The organism is Agrobacterium sp. 22-3639C2 (assembly GCF_053522105.1).
On record NZ_JBNWDB010000001.1, the window covers coordinates 1,316,134 to 1,333,960 of the forward strand.

Here is a 17,827-nt window from a genome sequence, read left to right on the forward strand (position 1 = left end):
ATCAGTACATATTGAAACGAGCGGGCGTCGCCTGTTTTTCTCTCGCCGCCGGGAAAAGAAACAGGCCGCACTCGCCCGTTTCATATGATCGCCTGACAGCCCAAGTCAGCCGAAATGCGAATGACCTCTGGAGTGCGCCGTGCCGGATTTTGAGACAACTACAACGCTCATGATTGTCGCGACATTCATCGTCGCGGGCGTCGTCAAGGGCGTCACCGGCATGGGCCTGCCGACCGTTGCCATGGGCGTTCTCGGCCTTTTCATGCCGCCGGTCGTTGCCGCTGGCCTGCTCATTCTGCCCTCCTTCATCACCAATATCTGGCAATTGCTGGCCGGACCCGATTTCAAGGCGGTCGTCTCGCGACTATGGCCGATGATGATCGCCATTGCCGTCGGCACGCTTCTCGGCATCCGGCTGATGACATCAGGCACCGGCGTCTGGACTACCTCGACACTCGGATTATGCCTCGCGGCTTACGCAGCCTACAGCCTTCTTGCAAAGCCCTTCGCCGTTCCCGCAAGGCTGGAACCGAAACTCTCCCCGGCCGTCGGGCTGGCGACCGGCCTTCTGACCGGCGGCACCGGAATTTTCGTGGTCCCCGCCGTGCCCTATATCCAGTCGCTTGGCTTCAGCCGCGACGATCTCGTGCAGGCGCTTGGCCTGTCCTTCACCGTTTCCACCGTTGCGCTTGCTGCCGGCCTTGCCTCTCAGGACGCCTTCCGCGTCGAGCACATGTCGCTTTCCGCACTCGCCGTCCTGCCAGCGCTTCTCGGCATGTGGCTTGGTCAGAATATCCGCCGCATCGTCACTCCCGCGACATTCAGGCGCTGGTTCCTAATCTGCCTGTTGTTGCTTGGGGCTGAGCTGTTTTTGCGAGCATTCTGGAGCTGATTCAAGCGCAGTAGAACCGTCACCGCTTCAGAGGCGCAATCAAATTATAGGCGACAATTTCTTCGTCTTCCGTCCCCTCATCGTAAATCTTCGCCACCGTGGCGCGCAGATCCGGCGAATAAACCGCTGTCCATCGTTCTTCCTCTTTGCCGTTTTTACGAATGTCGTAGGTCACATAAAACACCTCATAATTGCAGAATTTAATCGGAAAGGCGCGCCGCTTCGTAACTGCAAGGGTCAGTGACCACTTATCCTCGATTTTGGTAGTTTCGAGCGGCAGAAATTCAAAAGTGCGTCGAGCGCCAACTTTCAGAGGCCAGAATGCTTCCAGATTTGACGTAAAGTGCTGGCTGTAATTGCCGTCATCGCCCGAACGCGCCAGCTCGATTAACCCCCGAAAGAGAAAAAGCCTCTGTTTGCCTGCGCCTTGAAAATCATTCTCCACCAAGACGATCGGTCCGGATCGCCTGAATTCGCTGCGCACCTGACCGTGGGCAAGAACAAACTCATCTCCATCATTTTTACCGGAGGGGCACTCGGCGGCGAAAACAATCGCGGGCGAAATAAGAACTGCGATAAGTAATCTGAGCAAATAATTTAACATATTAAAATACGCTATTATTTGAGAAACCATCTGAATTATTATCGAAATACAGTATATTTCAAGCATAATTCCTAGCCATTTGCGAGTGCAAAAAGCACTGCTGCAAAGACGATTGCCATCGCGTAAACGCGATTACCATGTTATGTGAAGCCATCATTCAAATGTGAAGGCTTTATCCATGGGCAAAATCCTCACCATAGCGGACCTGAAGAAACAGGCTCAGCGCCGTGTGCCGAAGATGTTTTTCGACTATGCCGATAGCGGCGCCTGGACGGAAGGCACCTACCGGGCCAATGAGGAGGATTTTTCGAAGATAAAGCTGCGCCAGCGTGTGCTGGTGGATATGACCGACCGGTCGCTCGCCACCGAAATGATCGGCCAGAAGGTTTCGATGCCGGTGGCGCTCTCCCCCACTGGACTAACCGGCATGCAGCATGCCGATGGCGAGATGCTGGCGGCAAAAGCGGCGGAAGAATTCGGCGTGCCTTTCACGCTTTCCACCATGAGCATCTGCTCCATCGAGGATGTCGCCTCCGTCACCTCCAAACCTTTCTGGTTCCAGCTTTACGTGATGAAGGACCGCGACTTCGTCAATAATCTCATCGATCGCGCCAAAGCCGCCGGATGCTCGGCACTGGTGCTGACGCTCGACCTGCAAATTCTCGGCCAGCGCCACAAGGACCTGCGCAACGGCCTCTCCGCCCCGCCGAAATTCACCCCGAAACACATCTGGCAGATGGCCACACGGCCGAAATGGTGCCTCGACATGCTGCGCACCCAGCGCCGCAGCTTCGGCAATATCGTCGGCCACGCCAAGAACGTCTCCGACCTCTCGTCGCTCTCCTCCTGGACGGCCGAGCAATTCGATCCGCGCCTGTCGTGGAAGGATGTCGAATGGATCAAGGAGCGTTGGGGCGGCAAGCTCATACTCAAGGGCATCCTTGACGAGGAAGATGCGCGCGCCTCGCTCGATACCGGCGCGGACGCCATCATCGTCTCCAACCACGGCGGTCGCCAGCTCGACGGCGCGCATTCCTCGATCGCCATGCTGCCGAGGATCGTCGATTCCGTTGGCGACAGGGTGGAGGTGCATATGGACGGCGGCATTCGCTCCGGCCAGGACGTGCTGAAGGCGGTAGCACTCGGCGCCAAGGGCACCTACATCGGCCGCCCGTTCCTCTACGGCCTCGGCGCGGATGGCAAGCAGGGCGTGACGACGGCGCTCGAGATCATCCGCAAGGAAATGGATATCAGCATGGCGCTTTGCGGGAAGCGGCTGATTACGGACGTCGATCGCAGCATTCTGGCGTGATGGTGACGACACGGCATACAACGTAAAGATCGAAGCCGATGCTTCGGTAAGAATATCGCCTTTACGCCGCCTCCCTCAGTCCTGTGCTTGTCACAGGGATCCAGCGAGCCCAAGCCCTTGGGCTGAACGGACTATCCTCGTCGCGCAGACGCGCGCCGGCTGGATTCCTCTGACAAGAACAGGAATGAGGTGGAGAAGTCCGCTCAATGCCCAATCGTCTTCGAAAACACATTGACGATCACCACCCCGGTCACGATGAACCCAAGACCAACCACCGCAGCAATATCGAGCGTCTGGCGGAACACGAAATAGCCAATGCCGGAAATCAGCACGATGCCAAGCCCGCTCCAGATCGCATAGGCAACGCCGACCGGCAGCGCCCGGAGCGTGAACGACAGGAGATAAAAAGCCGCACCGTAAAAAAGCGCCATCAGCACCGTCGGCAACAGCTTGGTGAATTGCTGCGATTGCTGCAGAAAGGAAGTTGCGATGACCTCGCAGACGATAGCCGCGACAAGCGCCCCATAAGTCAAAACAGCCGCGTTCATCGTTCCACTTCCTTTTTCGTCTGGGCGATCATCCGGGCCCTCAGAGCCGCCCTGTCGCCACCCGCTTTACCGTCGTCGGCCAGTAGATCGGCAAACCAGATGCCGTCAGCCGCAAGCCGCACCATCTCCAGCACCACCCCGTCATCCGTTTCTTTATGACGGGCAAGGCGCCCCTCAATCCAGCTGTTCCACATGCGCCGAAGCGACGGTTCACCGACCATGGAAACCGAGATCGCTGCCCATTGCCTGCCCGAATCCCTGCCCCGATCCGAGAAAACCGCGTTCACATAGGCCCTTGTGAAGCTCCCAAAAGCTTCACAATCCTGTGAGATGAGGTCGTCGATCTCAGTGTCCAGAGCCGCCAGAAGGTCAGTCATCACCGCTTCCAGCAGCACCTGCTTGGAGGGAAAATGATGAAACAACCCACCCTTCGTCACCCCGGCGGCATCGGCCACTGCCTGCACGGAAAGCGCCGCAACCCCCTGCTCGGCAGCGAGTTTCGCCGCGCAATCGAGAAGATTGCGGCGCACGATCTCAGGCTGCTTTTTGCGTTCATGTGCATTTGTCATGGTCGCAAACATACCGGATGGTTGGTTTCTTTGCAAGGAAATTGTGAGGGCGACGGCCGACTTGAATTTCATACTTAATTAAGCATGAAAGCGATCTCTAAAGTTTTAGCGGTTTTGTTGCCGGAAAGTGTCAGTAAAACTTCGCCCATCGCGGCGATCGAACATAAAGGGGTGGACCATGTCGGGAACGATCAAACGGGGAATGGCGGGCGCATGGGTATTCGCACTCGCCTTCTTTTGCGCGATCCTTTCATTGCAGGCATCGCCAGCGCAGGCCGGTTATGCCCATTTCATCATGGATGCCAATACCGGCAAGGTCCTCGCCGCGCAGAACGCCGATGTGCTGAACCACCCGGCATCGCTGACCAAGATGATGACGCTCTATATGACCTTCGAGGCGTTGCACGCCGGCCGGATTCGCTGGGACCAGAAGATAAGGATGTCCAGGAACGGCGCAGCCGTCATCCCCTCGAAGCTTTATGTGCGTGAGGGCCAGACGTTTACGGTGCGCGAAGCCGTCTACGGCATGATCGTCAAATCCGCCAATGACATGGCGGAAGGCATGGGTGACCATCTCGGTGGGTCCGAGGCGCAATTTGCGCAGATGATGACCCGTAAGGCCCGCCAGCTTGGCATGACCAAGACGTTTTTCCGCAACGCCTCCGGCCTGCCCAGCAAATCGCAGGTGACGACGGCGCGCGACATGGCGAAACTCGGCCTTGCGTTGCAGCGCGATTTTCCGAAAGAATACGGCCTCTTTGCCATGGAATCCTTCAGCTTCCGGGGCAAGCGCATCCGTGGCCACAATAATCTGATGTATCGCTATCAGGGCATGGACGGCATCAAGACCGGTTACACCAATGCGTCGGGCTTCAACCTCGTCAGCGCCATCAATCACAATGGCCGCCGTGTCGTTGGCGTCGTGCTGGGCGGCAAAACCGCGCGCGGCCGCGATGCGCAGATGGCTGCTCTGCTGGACAAGGCGATGCCGCAGGCCTCGAGAAGCCGTAATACCGAACAGCTGGTGGCAAGCGCCAATGTCAGCCGCACCTTCGATGTGCCGCCCGCAGCCGTCCCTCCGGCAGCCGTACCACTACCGATGTTTGCCGAGCGTCGCGCCGATCCGATCGCCATGCAGATCGCCACGGCGAACAGCCAGATGGCAGATATGATCCAGGTCTCTGCCATTCCGAGGCCCGCACCCGCTGCAAAAATGACCGGCCAACGCAGCCGCTGGGAAGTGCAGATCGCCGCCACCGACAGCGAAGCTGCCGCCCGCTCGCTGCTCGCCAATGCGCGCTCCAACATCGCCGGCAGCTACTCCGGCATCGCGCCCTATACCGAAGCGGTGCAAAGCGGATCGGCAACGCTCTACCGCGCCCGCTTTACCGGCTTTGAAGACCAGTCCTCGGCGGTTTCCGCCTGTAAGGAGTTGAAGGCGCAGTCTTATGCCTGCGTTGTCATGAACAGCGAAGGGTGAGTTCTACCGCTTGAGCCAACCGTTTTCCAACGCATCGGCCAGATACGGAATGCCGTTGACCTTCGCCATCTCGGCCATGGCAAGATTATCGTAGCGTATCTGCCGGAAATAGACCTGCCAGCCGCGTGCGGTTTCTTCGAGCACGGCATAGCTGGCAAGCGGATGACCGACTTCGACATGATGGTCGAACGGCGTGCCATCCTTCCAGCCGGGGCAGCCGACGCTGCCAGGATTGACGATCAGGCGGCCATCGGAGAGCTGCACGGTGCGGGCGATATGTGTGTGGCCGCACAACATCAGCGGTTGGGTGATGCCATCAGCCATGGCCTCGATTTCGGAAAGCGGTCGCAATTTCAGCACCCCTTCCGTCGAAAGCGTTTCCAGCCAGTATTCCAGATCACCGCGCGGCGAGCCGTGGCAGCAATAGGCGACGTCCTTGAAAACCATGCTGAACGGCAGGGTGTGCAGCCAGTCCAGATGCGCGGCGGTCAGCTGCGCATGCGCCGGCCTCTCCCAGCTGCCCATCTCCTCCGGCGCGCGCTCGATCAATTCGCGATCATGATTGCCGAGAACGCTGGGTATCCAGTTGCCAACCAGCACATCGCCGGTAAAACCCGCTTCCAGCGGACCACTGAAGCAATCGCCGAGATTGACGATGTCCTTGATGCCAAGCCTCGCGATATCCTCAAGCACGGCCTCCAGTGCGGCGCAGTTTCCATGAATATCGGCTATGGCGGCAAAGATCATGGCGGTCAGCTTCCTCGATAGGTGGAGTAACTATAGGGCGAAAGCAGAAGCGGCACATGGTAATGGCCGCTCTCGTCGGCAATGCCGAAACGGATGGGGATGATGTCGAGAAAGGCGGGTTCCGCCAGGGTGACGCCCTTGCCACGCAGATAATCGCCCGCATGGAAAACCAGCTCGTATTCCCCGGCCTTGAAACTGTCGCCCACAAGTAGCGGCCCGCCATCAACGCGGCCATCGCTATTGGTCTTAACCGTCTTAATCTTCTCGCGACGATCACCCGAGAGCCGGTAAAGCTCGATCGTCAGCCCTTCGGCGGGCGTGCCATGGGCGGCATCGAGGACGTGGGTGGTCAAACCGGTCATAGGCTAGGCTCCGCGATCATGTAGGGCGCATCGAAAAAATGCTCTTCCAGATTGTTGCCCGGCCCCTCGCGATCGGCAACCAGAAAATCCGAAATCGCCTGCAGCGGCATCAACGGATAATGCCATACGTTGCGGCGGTAGTTCACGCCCTGATCGCCGCCCGCCAGAAAAGCCTGCGGCCGACCAGGCTTGCCGCCCTCGTCCTCGGCAACGACGACAAGGAAAGGCCTGCCGGACAGCGGCGAGAAACTCTGGCTGCCGAGCGGATGCCGCTCCATCATCTCGATTGTATGGGGAAAGGTACGCGGCTGTCCGCGGAAAATATTGAGGATGATGCGCGCACCCTCGCCCGCGGCCTCGGGTGCCGCAAGCGCATGATGCCGCTCGGTCTGGCCGCCATTGATGTGGCGCATGGAAGAGGGTGTAATTTCGATCACATCACCGAAGGATGCGAACGCCTCTTTGGTGAGAGGCTTGATCTCGAGAAAATCAGTCAAATGTCATTCACCTTGGGCATGCCAGTTTCGGAGGAGTGAGAGACGCGCCTGCAAATCCGGAATGCTCTGCGTTATCGTTTTCCAGACCACCGAGAGTTCCGCCCGGAAATAATCATGCACGATCAAATTGCGCATACCCTTCATCTTTATCCAGGGGATTTCCGGGTGCTGCTGTAAAAACGCGGGGTAATGCTTGTCCAGTTTTGCGACCGCCTCGCCAATCAGGGCAAGGCACATCATCACCGCCATCTGGGTTCGCGTATCGGAAGAAAAAGTGGCCTCATCCATATCCTGAATGAAATCCCGTATTCGGGAGGCGGCAACATCCATCTCCTTCAGGTAGAGCAGAAGTCGATCCGTACTCATACTGCCTTGGCTTCCATCAGAACACGCGCCCGGATATCCGAGTGCAGGCCGCCTGAGGTGACGACGTCAACCTCGACACCGAGGATAGTCTTCAGTTCCTCCAGCAATCCGCCAAGATCGAACAGAGTGGTCCCCGGCAACGCATCCACCAGAATATCCAGATCACTGTCCGGCCTGTCCTCGCCACGGGCGACGGAACCGAACACGCGCGGGTTTGCCGCGTTGAAGCGCTTCGTTGCTTCGCGGATCGCTTCCCTGTTCTTTTCCAGCACCTCGGAAGGTCTCATGGCCTCAATCTCCAGATAGCACGAGTATAGCGGAACGACCGCCGCTCGCCAATTCAACCCTCGGGCAGCATCGAGGAAAGGCGTAGCCAGGCGATCTTTTCCACCTGCGCCGTCGCCGTCGCAAATTCTGTCGCCGCATCATTGCCGATACGCGTCTCGAAGGCGGAGAGAATATCGTGCCTGTTCAGCCCCTTGACCGCAATGATGAACGGAAAGCCGAATTTTTGCGTATAGGCGGAGTTCAGCTCGGAAAAGCGCGCATGCTCCTCGGGCGAAAGCCGGTCAAGCCCTGCGCCTGCCTGTTCATTGCGGCTATCGGCGGTCAACCCACCTGCTATTGCGAGCTTGCCGGCAAGATCAGGATGCGCGCGCAAAACACCCAGCCGTTCCGCTTCGGAGGCGGCACGAAACTGCGCACATAATCCGCCATGAACCGCCTTCGCCGTTAACTCCAGACCTGCGCCTCCGACATCATAGGCCCGTTCGGCGATAAAAGGCGAATGTTCGAACACACCGCCGAAACGGCTGACAAATTCATCTCGCGTCAGCATCAGAGCGTTCCCGGCTTGTGGTTTTCATGCCAGTGACGAGCGATCTCGATACGCTGCGGGATCCACACCTTTTCATGGCCCAGCACATATTCGATGAAACGGCGAAGGGCTGCGGCGCGGCCGGGACGGCCGACGAGACGGCAATGCAGGCCGACGCTCATCATCTTCGGCGCGCCTTCAAGCCCTTCCTGATAAAGAACGTCGAAAGCGTCTTTCAGATAGGCGAAGAACTGGTCGCCGGAATTGAAACCCTGCGGCGTGGCGAAACGCATATCATTGGTGTCGAGCGTGTAGGGAATGATCAGGAAGGGTTCATCCTGCAATCCCTTCACCCAATAGGGCAGATCGTCGGCATAGGAATCGGACGAATAGAGAAAACCGCCCTCTTCCATGACGAGACGCAACGTATTGTCGGAAGGCTTGCCCTGATACATGCCAAAGGGGCGCTCGCCCGTCAGCTCCGTATGCAGGCGCACGGCTTCGGCAATATGCTTGCGCTCTTCCTCCTCGGAAAAATCCTTGTATTCCAGCCAGCGATAACCGTGGCTGGCGATTTCCCAACCCGCTTCCTTCATTGCCGCAACGGCTTGCGGGTTGCGCGCCATGGCAGCGGTCACGCCATAAACAGTTGTGGTGACGCCGAGATCGGTGAACATGCGCCACAGCCGCCAGAAACCGGCGCGTGAGCCATATTCGTAGATCGATTCCATGTTCAGGTTGCGCTGGCCGGGCCAGGGCTGCGCGCCGACGATTTCCGACAGCAGCGATTCCGACGCCTTGTCGTTGTCGAGAATGCAGCTTTCGCCGCCCTCTTCGTAATTGATGACGAATTGCACGGCGATGCGTGCGCCGCCCGGCCATTTCGGATCGGGACTATTGCGGCCGTAGCCCACCAGATTGCGGGAGTAATTCTCGGAAATCATTCAGCCACCCAAAACACCTCTCCCGACGCGGAACCCGCTTCTGGAAGACATGAGCAAAACAACCATCCGAAGGTGTCTGCCCGACACGGGTAAACACGACACGCTTCAGACATGCGATGCACGGACGGTAGCATCCGCATTCGGAATGTCGAGAGCAATTTTGCCGACATTCCGATGCTTTTTTGTGTACGATTTCTGTGGGGCGCTTCTCAGGCGATCTTTCGGGCGGAAACACGACCCATGGGGTGCAGCGAGTGCACCCGGAAAGGCGCACCGGGTTCATCCTCGATGAAAAGCGCAAGGCTGGAAAATGACAGAGGCCGAGTGAGCAGCGGCTCGAAAACCTTGCGCACGGCACGCTCGATCCTCTGGCTGCTGGAAGGCTCGACACCGCCCGTCAGCGACATCTGAAAACGGAACTCGTCCATCACATGCGGACTGCCCCAGCGATGCAGATTGGTCAGCTGCGAAGCCGAAAGCCGGTCGGGATCCGCCCGCTCGATTTCCGCCTCGGAGAGCGGCGCGCGGTAGCGGTCGAATTCCTGCACCACACGGGCTGCGAAAAAATTCAGCACTTCGCAGGGGCGCTCGGGAACGAGGCTGAAGACATTGTCATGCCGCGCCACTATAAGTTGTGGCAGCATGAAGGGGTCCTGCCTGCCGGAAAAATACATCAGGTCGCGCAACAATGCGGCCTCGGAATGACCTTCGGCAAGACGGAACGGGGCTTTTATGGTGCCGTGGAAACCATAACGGCGCGGCAGGGCAGTATGGTAGGAAATCTCCTGCATGCCGAGATCGATCGTGCCCGGCGGCTCCACCGCATGGCCTGAATAGGCATCGCGTCCCAGCCACGCGGCAGCCGCCTGCGTCAGCGGGTCGTTGGGGGAAGGCGTGAAATGGATGGCGTATCGCATGCGCTATCACCTCGCCGCAAATGCGGCCAAACGGGGCTCTTTGCAGGCCAGCAAGTAAGCGATTTGCGTGACAGATTAACGACGTGGACCAAACTAATCAGAAGTTTCTAAAGTCCGGACGGCAATACTCACGTGTTCTTGAAGGCGAAAACCGGAAGGCACGTCCGGCGTGTGGCCACACACGGCCTGCAACGCAGCATCTGCAAGATAGTGGGCAAGGCCGAAGCTGACCTTGAAGCCGCCCGATAACGCCACGAGCCGCGGATATTCGGAAAGTGTACCCACCATCGGGTCCCGTCCAACCGCCTTCGGCCGCAACCCGGCCCAGCGTTCGATCACCGGCGCACGGCCAAGCGACGGCACCACGGCGCATGCATCCGCGAGCAATTTTTCCAGCTTTTCGTCGGTGCTGAATGGATCGGAAAAACAATCTTCGCTGGTACTGCCGATGGCGACGGTGCCATCCTCATGCGGCACGATGTAGAGGCCGTTCAGAAAAACGACCGGCATGGCCGGATCGGCCGCAGCATCCAGAAGGGCGGCCTGCCCCTTCACCGCCTGTCCAAGCACAATGCCGGGTTCCAGACCTATGGCATCGCGGATCAGCGTGAAGGAACCATGGCCGTTGGCGACGATGACATGATCGAAGGCGACCTCGTCGCCCGACGACAGCACCGCCCACCCTTTATCCGGATCGAGCGAGACGACGCGGCACTGTTCCGCCACCCGCACATGCCCGGCGTTGCGGAGGAAAGCCGACAGAAGGGTTATCATCGCCCGGGGAGAAACCCGTGCAGCCAGCGTATCCAGCACGAAGCCCGCTTGTCCCGCCGCATCGTCCACCCATCCGGCAACGGAAGGGCTGTCACCGACATGCCAGTGGAACCGGCGCCCGTCTGAAACCCAGTTTTCCCCGGCATCCCGCTCGTGCCGTTCGGCAATGCTGCGCAAATGTGGTTTCGGCAGGGGAATGATCCGGCCGCAGCGCCGATAACCGGCGGAAAGCCCGGTCTCGGCTTCCAACTCGGCGATCTGTTTTTCCAGCGCGACGAGAGCGTCGAACTGGAATTGCTTCTTGTCCGACCAGCGGTCCGGCATATGCGGCATCAGTGCGCCCAACAGCCCGCCGCTTGCACCATCTCCAAGACAGCCCGCTTCCAGCAGCAGGGCGTTTATGCCCATCCTCTCTGCCTTGACGGCAGCCCACAGTCCCAAAATGCCGCCACCGACGATGAGGAGCGGCACCGAGCCAGGCAATCTTGGCGCCCGCAATCTTGGTGATTGACCAGATTCGAAAGCGGGACTATCGGCATTAGTCATGACACATTCCAAGGAAAACACCGCAGATCTCGGTTCGGCGGCCGACAATCCGCCCGCCGCGCTCGACTGGCGTGAGGGGGATATGCCCTATTCGCTAGCCTTTGACGATCATTTTTATTGCCAGACGGATGGCAGGCTGGAATGCGGCCATGTCTTTCTGTCCGGAAACGGCCTGCCGCAGCGCTGGCTTGAGCGAGAGAGCATCTTCCGCATCGGCGAACTTGGCTTCGGCACCGGTCTCAATCTCTGCGAGACCTGGCGTCAATGGAAAGAGGTGCGCAACGGTCACTCCAAGCTGCATTTCATGTCCTTCGAACTCTACCCCATGAAGGCGGACGAGATTGACCGGGCGCTTTCCCGCTGGCCGGAAGTTGATACCGAACGCAAGGCACTGGTCGCCCGCTGGCCGGCGGACCCGAAAGGCGAGGTCGATATCGAACTGGACGACCAGACGCGCCTGACAGTGGTGTGCGGCGAAGCGCTCACCGGCATTTCCGGCAGAAGCGAAGGCTTCGACGCCTGGTTTCTGGACGGTTTCGCCCCTGCCCGCAATCCCGACATGTGGTCGCTGGAAATCATGCAGACGCTGTTCGGCAAAACGGTACCGGGGGGCACATTCGCCACCTATGCCGCCGCTGGCTTCGTCCGCCGCAACCTCATCGCCGCCGGTTTTGAACTGGAGCGCCGCAAAGGGTTTGCCGGAAAGCGTGAGATGCTGTGCGGCACCAAGCCATCCCACTGAGACGGCTCCCACAGCAGCAACCGGCCTTCACTGTCAGGCGGTCGGCACGTCGCGGCGTGGCATCGCGTCTCCCAGCCATTGCGCGATCTTGTCCTCGAGAATTTCGGGGCTGATGGGCTTCGACAGATAATCATCCATGCCTGCTGCGATGCAAAGCTCGCGGTCCGCGTCCTGTGTATGCGCGGTAACGCCGATGATCGGAACATGCCGGCCGTCGGCAGCCGCCTGTTCGGCAGCGCGGATGGCCAGTGTCGCCTGATGCCCGTTCATCACCGGCATCGACACATCCATAAGGATGACGGCGGGATTGTGCTCCTCCCACGCCTGAACGGCCTTCTTGCCATTGCCGACGATCAGGAACCGCAAACCCGCTTGCTGCAATATCTGGGTGAAGACGATCTGGTTGACGTCGTTGTCCTCGGCCACCAGCACATCCACAAGGCAGGGTCGGCGCCGGTCTGGAACCGTCGTCGGAGGTGACACAACCCGCCGCTTCTTGTCCGTGGGGCCATTGTCTGGCCGCACCGGCGCATCGCTGCCGCCTGACCCCAGCCCCTGCGGATCCTGCCGGGCGCGTTTCTGCCGCACATCCCGCACCACATCGAACAGGGTGGAACGCAACAGACGCGCCCGCGCCGGCTTCATCAGATGCGCCTGCACGCTGAGATCGGTGAAAAGGCTCTCGTCACCTACGACATCCATAGACGTCAGGAACACGATGGCGATATCGTCGAAACGGCTATCCGCCCTGATCCGCTCGACCACATCCAGCCCGTTCATAACAGGCATGTGATAATCGAGAATGATGGCGTCGATGGCAAAACCGAGGGACGCAGCCTCCTGCAGCACGGCAATGCCTGATGGCCCGTCCTGCACAGCATGGCCGTCGATACCCCAAGTCTTCAGTTGCTCCGTCAATATGCGGCGATTGACGTCGTTATCGTCGATGACGAGTACGCGTATATCCTCGATCGCCATGGCAAGAAGCGGAGCGTCGCGCCGTTTTTCCGTAACGTGAAACGGAATATTGACCTCGAAGGTCGATCCCTTGCCGACTTCGCTCACCACATTGATCGTACCGTCGAAAAGACCGACAAGACCGACCGTGATCGCCAGTCCCAATCCCGTTCCCTCGTGCCGCCGCGTCGCTGAGCCGTCGACCTGGCTGAATTTGTCGAAGATGGTTTCGAGCTTGTCTGCGGGAATGCCGATGCCGCTATCTTCGACGCGCAGCGACAGAATGGTCTCCGAAGCTTCCGCCGACTGCGCCGAAAGTTCGATCAGCACATGCCCCATTTCCGTGAACTTGACGGCGTTTCCAACAAGATTGGTGACGACCTGGCGGAACCGCCCGGCGTCCCCCATGACCTTGCCGAAAACCGACGGATCGATCCGGACGACCAGTTCTATGTTCTTTTCCAGCGCCGCTGAGGACAGGAGGGAAACCACATCCTCCACCGCTTCCGCCGGATCGAAAGGCACGCTGCGCAGCTTCATCTGCCCGGCCTCGATCTTGGAGAAGTCGAGAATGTCGTTGATGATCGTCAGGAGCGCATTGCCGGATTTGACGATGATATCGGTGAAGGTTTTCTGCCGCGTATCCAGATTGGATTTGGCCAGAAGTTCCGCCATGCCGAGCACGCCATTCATCGGCGTGCGGATTTCATGGCTCATATTGGCAAGGAATTCAGATTTGGCGCGATCTGCCGCTTCCGCGCGGGAAAGCAGCCGCTGCAACTCCTCCTCGCGCATCTTCATCTCGGTGACGTCGGTGACGATGATGAGCCAGTAATTGCCGGAACTGTTGGTCGCTTCCAGATTGAGCCACGTCTTTCCGGCAATATGGATCAGCCAGGAGAACGGCCTGTTGGCGGCTATGTGCTCTCTCCAGGCGGTCAGCGTCGCGGCCGCCTCCTCTTTGGTGCCAAAATCTCCGCGCCCGGCGCAATGGGCAAAGAACCCCGACCAGTTGCAGCCCTTTTCCAGCAGCTGCGGCGGCACATCGAACATTCGCGCCACAGCCTCGTTGGACATGATGATGGTTCCCTGCTCGACCAGCACCAGCCCCTGCGCCATGGCGCGCGTGGCACCCTGCATATATTCGCCGACACGCTCAAGTTCGGCCTTTGCCTCACTGATCTCGGCGTCGCGCATGCGCACATCGGTCACATCGGCATAGGTGCTGAGGATTTTTCCGCCGTCGAGGCGGGTCTTGGAAATGACGGTGACCTTGCCGCTTTTGCTGCGCACCTCGCGCGGCGTGAAGACCTTGTCGTTGAGCAGCCGTTCTGCGCGCTGGTTGTAGAGCTCCTCGAAGGGTATATCGCCATAGTCATAAAGGCCGCTTTCGAAATTCGCCTCCATGAATTCGCGATAGCTTTTGCCGACAAGCGACTTCTCGCCGCCGATTTCGCCCCATAACGTGTCGAAGCACGGATTGACATATTCGATGACGAGATCCGCGTTGAGGAGCAGTACGCCAACCGGCAGGGCATGAAGAACCGTTTCGAACTGGCGATGCAGCGCTTCGGCCTGCGCCTGCGCCGCGATCAGCGCATTTTCCCGCTCCTTCAGCAGGCTGACATCGGTGACTGAACCCACCAGATAATATTCGTCATCGGGCGTCGTGACCCGGCCGAGCCGGGTTATGACCGGAACGGCACCGCCATCCGAAAGCGGAATGGTTCCCGTCTTTTCAATCGCCTCTCCGGTTTGCAGGATATGCTCGTTTTCCCGCTGGAACTCTGCGCCCTCCTCCGGAAACATCTCGCATTCGGTCTTGCCCAAATAGTCGGCGAGGCTGCCGCCCCGGAATTTCTCAAAGGCCGCATTGGCAAAGGTCAGCCGCCTGTCCTGATCCCGCAGGAACACGCCCACGGGCAATTGCTCAAGCGCGGCGCGCAGCAGCCAAGTCTCGCGGATCTGCTTGCTAAGCAGGGTCTCATGCGCCTTGAACTCCGTCACATCGACGCGAAGCCCCACCAGCATGCCGTTTTCCAGCCGCTTGTTGACCATACGCACCCAGCGGCCATCGGCAAACTGCTCCACCCTTTCGAGATAGGGCAGGGAAAAATCCCGCAACTGCTTCTGCAGCCATGCCTGATAATCCGGATCGTCCGATTTCACGCTGCGGTAGCCGCTCGAGAAATAGACCGCCTCCATCAGCGTCTCAAGCCGGGTGCCGGGCTTTAGCTGGAGGTTGAAATCACTGTAGAATTCCACGAAACGCGCATTGCAATAGACGAGCCGGTTTTCACGGTCATAAATTACGATGCCGGCATCGATGAGGTCGATAACGCCGCTGTCGAACAGCAGGTCGGCGCTGCCGCCGTCCGAAACACCCTTCACGACAGAGGGCGCCTCTTCGAACACCTCAAACAGGAACAGACTGCCGTCATCGCCGGTGAAACGTTCGCAACGCAGCTTGTAAGGCCCTGAAGATGCTGCACCATGGCATGAAATCACTTCGTCCGTGGCAAAGACCAGCGAGCGGCGCTCCCTGTCCTCGCGCTCGGCATCGCGAATATCGGCGGAAAGGGCAAGGCTGGTGTGGCCCGTGAACGCGGCGGGCGGACGCCCCATGACCCGGCCATAGGCTGCATTGACCATGAGGTAGTGAAGCTCGCTGTCCTTGATGCACGCGGGCAAATCCAGGGCGGCGATTGCCCCGTAAGCTTTTTCCAGCAACCCGCATCCTTGGGTCAAGCGATACTCCACACCGTGCAGTTCCATCCTTGTCGAATCAAATATTTCCAGACGTCGTTGCAAAAACGTTATGTGAGAAAACCGCTATTTGCTATGTGCGGAATGGTCGCTTTACCCTTTTTTAACCATAATTATTCGCGAGCCTCCGCGCCTCGCCGGTAATCGCCAGCCTTCCTTCTGCATGGCAGCCATGCGCCGCGGGACGGCAGCGTTACAAAACTATTGCTTGACTTTACGCCATAAAACGCCCACATGCCGGTCAAGCTTTCACCTTCGGCAGCCGCGTGAGCTGCAGCACATGACCAAGATGACTTGGCCCGCATGAAGGAAAAGCGCAACGAATACAGAAGACGGCGTTTTGCCGCACTGATGCGCAGAAAGTTATTCCAACCCACAAGTTCCCAATTCACGCGGGGTTCTTGACGCCGAAACCGCCGGACAGCAGCAACTGCTCCGGACGATTGGTTTTTGGCGCCCCGAAAGGCATTACTATTGACCAGTTTTAGCGAACTCGGCCTCTCTGAAAAGATTGTGGCCAGCGTTACCCAGCTCGGCTACACAACCCCCACCCCCATTCAGGCAAAGGCCATTCCGCTGCTGCTTGAAGGCCGTGATCTCATCGGCCTCGCACAGACCGGCACGGGCAAGACAGCAGCATTCGGCCTGCCCATCATCGAAATGCTGATGAAGCAAGCCGACCGCCCGGCAAACCGCACCACCCGCACCCTCATCCTTGCACCGACCCGCGAACTGGTGAACCAGATCGGCGAAAACCTGCGCTCCTTCGTGAAGAAGACGCCGCTGCGCATCAACCAGGTTGTCGGCGGCGCGTCGATCAACAAGCAGCAGCTTCAGCTCGAAAAAGGCACGGACGTCCTGGTGGCGACACCCGGCCGCCTGCTGGACCTCATCGCCCGCAACGCGATCTCGCTTTCCAAGGTCACCTATCTGGTGCTTGATGAAGCCGACCAGATGCTCGATCTGGGCTTCATTCACGATCTGCGCAAGATTTCCAAGATGGTTCCGGCCAAGCGCCAGACCCTGCTGTTTTCGGCAACGATGCCGAAGGCGATTTCCGAGCTTGCCAGCAACTTCCTGACGGACCCGATCAAGGTCGAGGTAACACCTCCGGGCAAGGCCGCCGACAAGGTCGAGCAGTACGTGCATTTCGTCGCCGGCAAGAATGACAAGACCGACCTTCTGAAGAAGTCGCTCAACGAAAACCCGGATGGCCGATCGATCGTTTTCCTGCGCACCAAGCACGGCGCGGAAAAGCTCTACAAGCATCTGGAACATATCGGCTTCAAGGTCGCTTCCATCCACGGCAACAAGAGCCAGGGACAGCGCGAGCGGGCACTGAAGGGCTTCAAGGACGGTGAGATCAAGGTTCTGGTCGCAACCGACGTCGCTGCCCGCGGCATCGATATTCCGGCCGTGACGCACGTCTTCAACTACGACCTGCCGGAAGTGCCCGACGCCTATGTCCACCGCATCGGCCGTACCGCCCGTGCCGGCCGCGACGGCATTGCCATCGCGTTCTGCGCACCGGACGAAACACGTCTGCTGCACGATATCGAGAAGCTGATGAAGATCGATATCCCGGTTGCATCCGGTGAACGTCCGGCCGGTCTTGCCAGCCCGACGCGCCCGAACAACAACAACCGTGGTCGCAACAACAATGGCGGCCAGCCGCGTGGACCCCGCGAAGGCGGACGCCACAATGGCGAGCCCCGTCCCTCGCGTCACCACGCCCCGCGTGATGCGGACAACGATCTGGAAGTCACGTCAGACTTCAAGCGCGTGAAGACGGCGGAAGGTGACGCAGGTCGCCCGGCCGGCCCTCGCAAGCAGCGCCGCCCTGCCCGCAAGCCCGGCGGCAGCGGTGGCAACCGTCACGCTCCTGCTGGCGGCAACGGTCAGGAAAAGCGCGCTTCCGGCAACGGAAACGGCAATCGCGGCCGTAACCGCTAAGTAACTTAACTCTGCGCGAGCCGATTCCCCGGTA

The 17,827-nt window shown here is 59.2% G+C and carries 18 protein-coding genes; 5 read left to right on the plus strand and 13 right to left on the minus strand.

The features are described from left to right. Window positions 1–169 precede the first annotated feature (169 nt). Window positions 170–892 (plus strand): sulfite exporter TauE/SafE family protein, encoded by a 723-nt coding sequence (locus tag ACQZ6D_RS06600; protein ID WP_083807297.1) that lies wholly within the window; start codon window positions 170–172, stop codon window positions 890–892. 19 nt (window positions 893–911) lie between these two features. Here the strand turns inward: ACQZ6D_RS06600 and ACQZ6D_RS06605 are convergent, their stop codons facing one another. Then, window positions 912–1,526 (minus strand): hypothetical protein, encoded by a 615-nt coding sequence (locus ACQZ6D_RS06605; RefSeq protein ID WP_236762580.1) that lies wholly within the window; start codon window positions 1,524–1,526, stop codon window positions 912–914. Window positions 1,527–1,674: 148 nt separating this feature from the next. Here ACQZ6D_RS06605 and ACQZ6D_RS06610 point away from each other — a divergent pair, with 148 nt between their 5' ends. Next, entirely contained in the window at window positions 1,675–2,808 is a 1,134-nt protein-coding gene (locus tag ACQZ6D_RS06610) for an alpha-hydroxy acid oxidase (RefSeq protein ID WP_162686687.1), read from the plus strand. Between the two features lie 203 nt (window positions 2,809–3,011). Here ACQZ6D_RS06610 and ACQZ6D_RS06615 read toward each other — a convergent pair whose 3' ends face one another. Together ACQZ6D_RS06615 and ACQZ6D_RS06620 are read right to left on the minus strand one after the other, a co-directional pair. Continuing rightward, window positions 3,012–3,356 carry a DMT family transporter gene (locus tag ACQZ6D_RS06615; RefSeq protein ID WP_038491907.1) on the minus strand — a complete coding sequence of 115 codons (345 nt, stop codon included), beginning with the start codon at window positions 3,354–3,356 and terminating at the stop codon, window positions 3,012–3,014. Then, window positions 3,353–3,937: a TetR/AcrR family transcriptional regulator gene (locus ACQZ6D_RS06620; RefSeq protein WP_019565160.1), complete on the minus strand. Its 585-nt coding sequence runs from the start codon at window positions 3,935–3,937 to the stop codon at window positions 3,353–3,355. The genes ACQZ6D_RS06615 and ACQZ6D_RS06620 overlap by 4 nt, the downstream gene beginning before the upstream one ends. 190 nt (window positions 3,938–4,127) lie before the next feature. Between ACQZ6D_RS06620 and ACQZ6D_RS06625 the strand changes: the two genes are divergently transcribed. Beyond that, window positions 4,128–5,405 carry a serine hydrolase gene (locus ACQZ6D_RS06625; RefSeq protein ID WP_448729762.1) on the plus strand — a complete coding sequence of 426 codons (1,278 nt, stop codon included), beginning with the start codon at window positions 4,128–4,130 and terminating at the stop codon, window positions 5,403–5,405. A 3-nt stretch (window positions 5,406–5,408) separates the two neighbouring features. Here ACQZ6D_RS06625 and ACQZ6D_RS06630 read toward each other — a convergent pair whose 3' ends face one another. The 9 genes from ACQZ6D_RS06630 to ACQZ6D_RS06670 all read right to left on the minus strand — a co-directional run bounded on the left by ACQZ6D_RS06630 (window position 5,409) and on the right by ACQZ6D_RS06670 (window position 11,375). Further along, a complete protein-coding gene (locus tag ACQZ6D_RS06630) occupies window positions 5,409–6,152 on the minus strand; it encodes a metallophosphoesterase family protein (protein WP_003513672.1) in 744 nt (247 codons plus the stop codon). Between the two features lie 5 nt (window positions 6,153–6,157). Next, window positions 6,158–6,514 carry a hydroxyisourate hydrolase gene (uraH, locus tag ACQZ6D_RS06635; protein WP_003513673.1) on the minus strand — a complete coding sequence of 119 codons (357 nt, stop codon included), beginning with the start codon at window positions 6,512–6,514 and terminating at the stop codon, window positions 6,158–6,160. Further along, complete coding sequence (locus tag ACQZ6D_RS06640) at window positions 6,511–7,011, minus strand: ureidoglycolate lyase (RefSeq protein ID WP_019565157.1); 501 nt, start codon at window positions 7,009–7,011, stop codon at window positions 6,511–6,513. The genes uraH and ACQZ6D_RS06640 overlap by 4 nt, the downstream gene beginning before the upstream one ends. A gap of 3 nt (window positions 7,012–7,014) precedes the next feature. Further along, window positions 7,015–7,377, minus strand: coding sequence for a HepT-like ribonuclease domain-containing protein (locus ACQZ6D_RS06645; RefSeq protein WP_003513677.1), 363 nt, complete (start codon window positions 7,375–7,377; stop codon window positions 7,015–7,017). Further along, window positions 7,374–7,664, minus strand: a complete 291-nt coding sequence (locus ACQZ6D_RS06650) for a nucleotidyltransferase family protein (RefSeq protein ID WP_003513679.1) — start codon at window positions 7,662–7,664, stop codon at window positions 7,374–7,376. Before ACQZ6D_RS06650 ends, ACQZ6D_RS06645 begins: the two co-directional genes overlap by 4 nt. 53 nt (window positions 7,665–7,717) lie before the next feature. Continuing rightward, window positions 7,718–8,215, minus strand: a complete 498-nt coding sequence (gene uraD, locus ACQZ6D_RS06655) for a 2-oxo-4-hydroxy-4-carboxy-5-ureidoimidazoline decarboxylase (protein ID WP_065702276.1) — start codon at window positions 8,213–8,215, stop codon at window positions 7,718–7,720. Beyond that, window positions 8,215–9,138 (minus strand): allantoinase PuuE, encoded by a 924-nt coding sequence (gene puuE, locus ACQZ6D_RS06660; protein WP_003513682.1) that lies wholly within the window; start codon window positions 9,136–9,138, stop codon window positions 8,215–8,217. Before puuE ends, uraD begins: the two co-directional genes overlap by 1 nt. Window positions 9,139–9,347: 209 nt before the next feature. Then, on the minus strand, window positions 9,348–10,055 hold the full coding sequence (locus ACQZ6D_RS06665) for a DUF1045 domain-containing protein (RefSeq protein ID WP_065702275.1): 708 nt from the start codon (window positions 10,053–10,055) through the stop codon (window positions 9,348–9,350). 93 nt (window positions 10,056–10,148) lie between these two features. Next, the gene (locus tag ACQZ6D_RS06670) at window positions 10,149–11,375 is read right to left on the minus strand and encodes an NAD(P)/FAD-dependent oxidoreductase (protein ID WP_236768930.1); all 1,227 of its coding nucleotides are present in this window, start codon (window positions 11,373–11,375) and stop codon (window positions 10,149–10,151) included. Here ACQZ6D_RS06670 and mnmD point away from each other — a divergent pair. Continuing rightward, on the plus strand, window positions 11,374–12,117 hold the full coding sequence (gene mnmD, locus ACQZ6D_RS06675) for a tRNA (5-methylaminomethyl-2-thiouridine)(34)-methyltransferase MnmD (RefSeq protein WP_065702273.1): 744 nt from the start codon (window positions 11,374–11,376) through the stop codon (window positions 12,115–12,117). The genes ACQZ6D_RS06670 and mnmD overlap by 2 nt on opposite strands. A gap of 33 nt (window positions 12,118–12,150) precedes the next feature. Here the strand turns inward: mnmD and ACQZ6D_RS06680 are convergent, their stop codons facing one another. After that, window positions 12,151–15,849, minus strand: a complete 3,699-nt coding sequence (locus ACQZ6D_RS06680; protein WP_065702272.1) for a response regulator — start codon at window positions 15,847–15,849, stop codon at window positions 12,151–12,153. 465 nt (window positions 15,850–16,314) lie between these two features. On the opposite strand from ACQZ6D_RS06680, the gene ACQZ6D_RS06685 reads away from it, so the two are divergent. After that, window positions 16,315–17,793, plus strand: coding sequence for a DEAD/DEAH box helicase (locus tag ACQZ6D_RS06685; RefSeq protein WP_003513690.1), 1,479 nt, complete (start codon window positions 16,315–16,317; stop codon window positions 17,791–17,793). Window positions 17,794–17,827 lie beyond the last annotated feature (34 nt).

What these genes read in the sequence shown, in the direction of transcription:
- ACQZ6D_RS06600 (WP_083807297.1), top strand. Translation starts at nt 170, where the DNA reads ATGATTGTCGCGACATTCATCGTCGCGGGCGTCGTCAAGGGCGTCACC.
- ACQZ6D_RS06605 (WP_236762580.1), bottom strand. Translation starts at nt 1,526, where the DNA reads ATGGTTTCTCAAATAATAGCGTATTTTAATATGTTAAATTATTTGCTC.
- ACQZ6D_RS06610 (WP_162686687.1), top strand. Translation starts at nt 1,675, where the DNA reads ATGGGCAAAATCCTCACCATAGCGGACCTGAAGAAACAGGCTCAGCGC.
- ACQZ6D_RS06615 (WP_038491907.1), bottom strand. Translation starts at nt 3,356, where the DNA reads ATGAACGCGGCTGTTTTGACTTATGGGGCGCTTGTCGCGGCTATCGTC.
- ACQZ6D_RS06620 (WP_019565160.1), bottom strand. Translation starts at nt 3,937, where the DNA reads ATGTTTGCGACCATGACAAATGCACATGAACGCAAAAAGCAGCCTGAG.
- ACQZ6D_RS06625 (WP_448729762.1), top strand. Translation starts at nt 4,128, where the DNA reads ATGGCGGGCGCATGGGTATTCGCACTCGCCTTCTTTTGCGCGATCCTT.
- ACQZ6D_RS06630 (WP_003513672.1), bottom strand. Translation starts at nt 6,152, where the DNA reads ATGATCTTTGCCGCCATAGCCGATATTCATGGAAACTGCGCCGCACTG.
- uraH (WP_003513673.1), bottom strand. Translation starts at nt 6,514, where the DNA reads ATGACCGGTTTGACCACCCACGTCCTCGATGCCGCCCATGGCACGCCC.
- ACQZ6D_RS06645 (WP_003513677.1), bottom strand. Translation starts at nt 7,377, where the DNA reads ATGAGTACGGATCGACTTCTGCTCTACCTGAAGGAGATGGATGTTGCC.
- ACQZ6D_RS06650 (WP_003513679.1), bottom strand. Translation starts at nt 7,664, where the DNA reads ATGAGACCTTCCGAGGTGCTGGAAAAGAACAGGGAAGCGATCCGCGAA.
- uraD (WP_065702276.1), bottom strand. Translation starts at nt 8,215, where the DNA reads ATGCTGACGCGAGATGAATTTGTCAGCCGTTTCGGCGGTGTGTTCGAA.
- puuE (WP_003513682.1), bottom strand. Translation starts at nt 9,138, where the DNA reads ATGATTTCCGAGAATTACTCCCGCAATCTGGTGGGCTACGGCCGCAAT.
- ACQZ6D_RS06665 (WP_065702275.1), bottom strand. Translation starts at nt 10,055, where the DNA reads ATGCGATACGCCATCCATTTCACGCCTTCCCCCAACGACCCGCTGACG.
- mnmD (WP_065702273.1), top strand. Translation starts at nt 11,374, where the DNA reads ATGACACATTCCAAGGAAAACACCGCAGATCTCGGTTCGGCGGCCGAC.
- ACQZ6D_RS06670 (WP_236768930.1), bottom strand. Translation starts at nt 11,375, where the DNA reads ATGACTAATGCCGATAGTCCCGCTTTCGAATCTGGTCAATCACCAAGA.
- ACQZ6D_RS06680 (WP_065702272.1), bottom strand. Translation starts at nt 15,849, where the DNA reads ATGGAACTGCACGGTGTGGAGTATCGCTTGACCCAAGGATGCGGGTTG.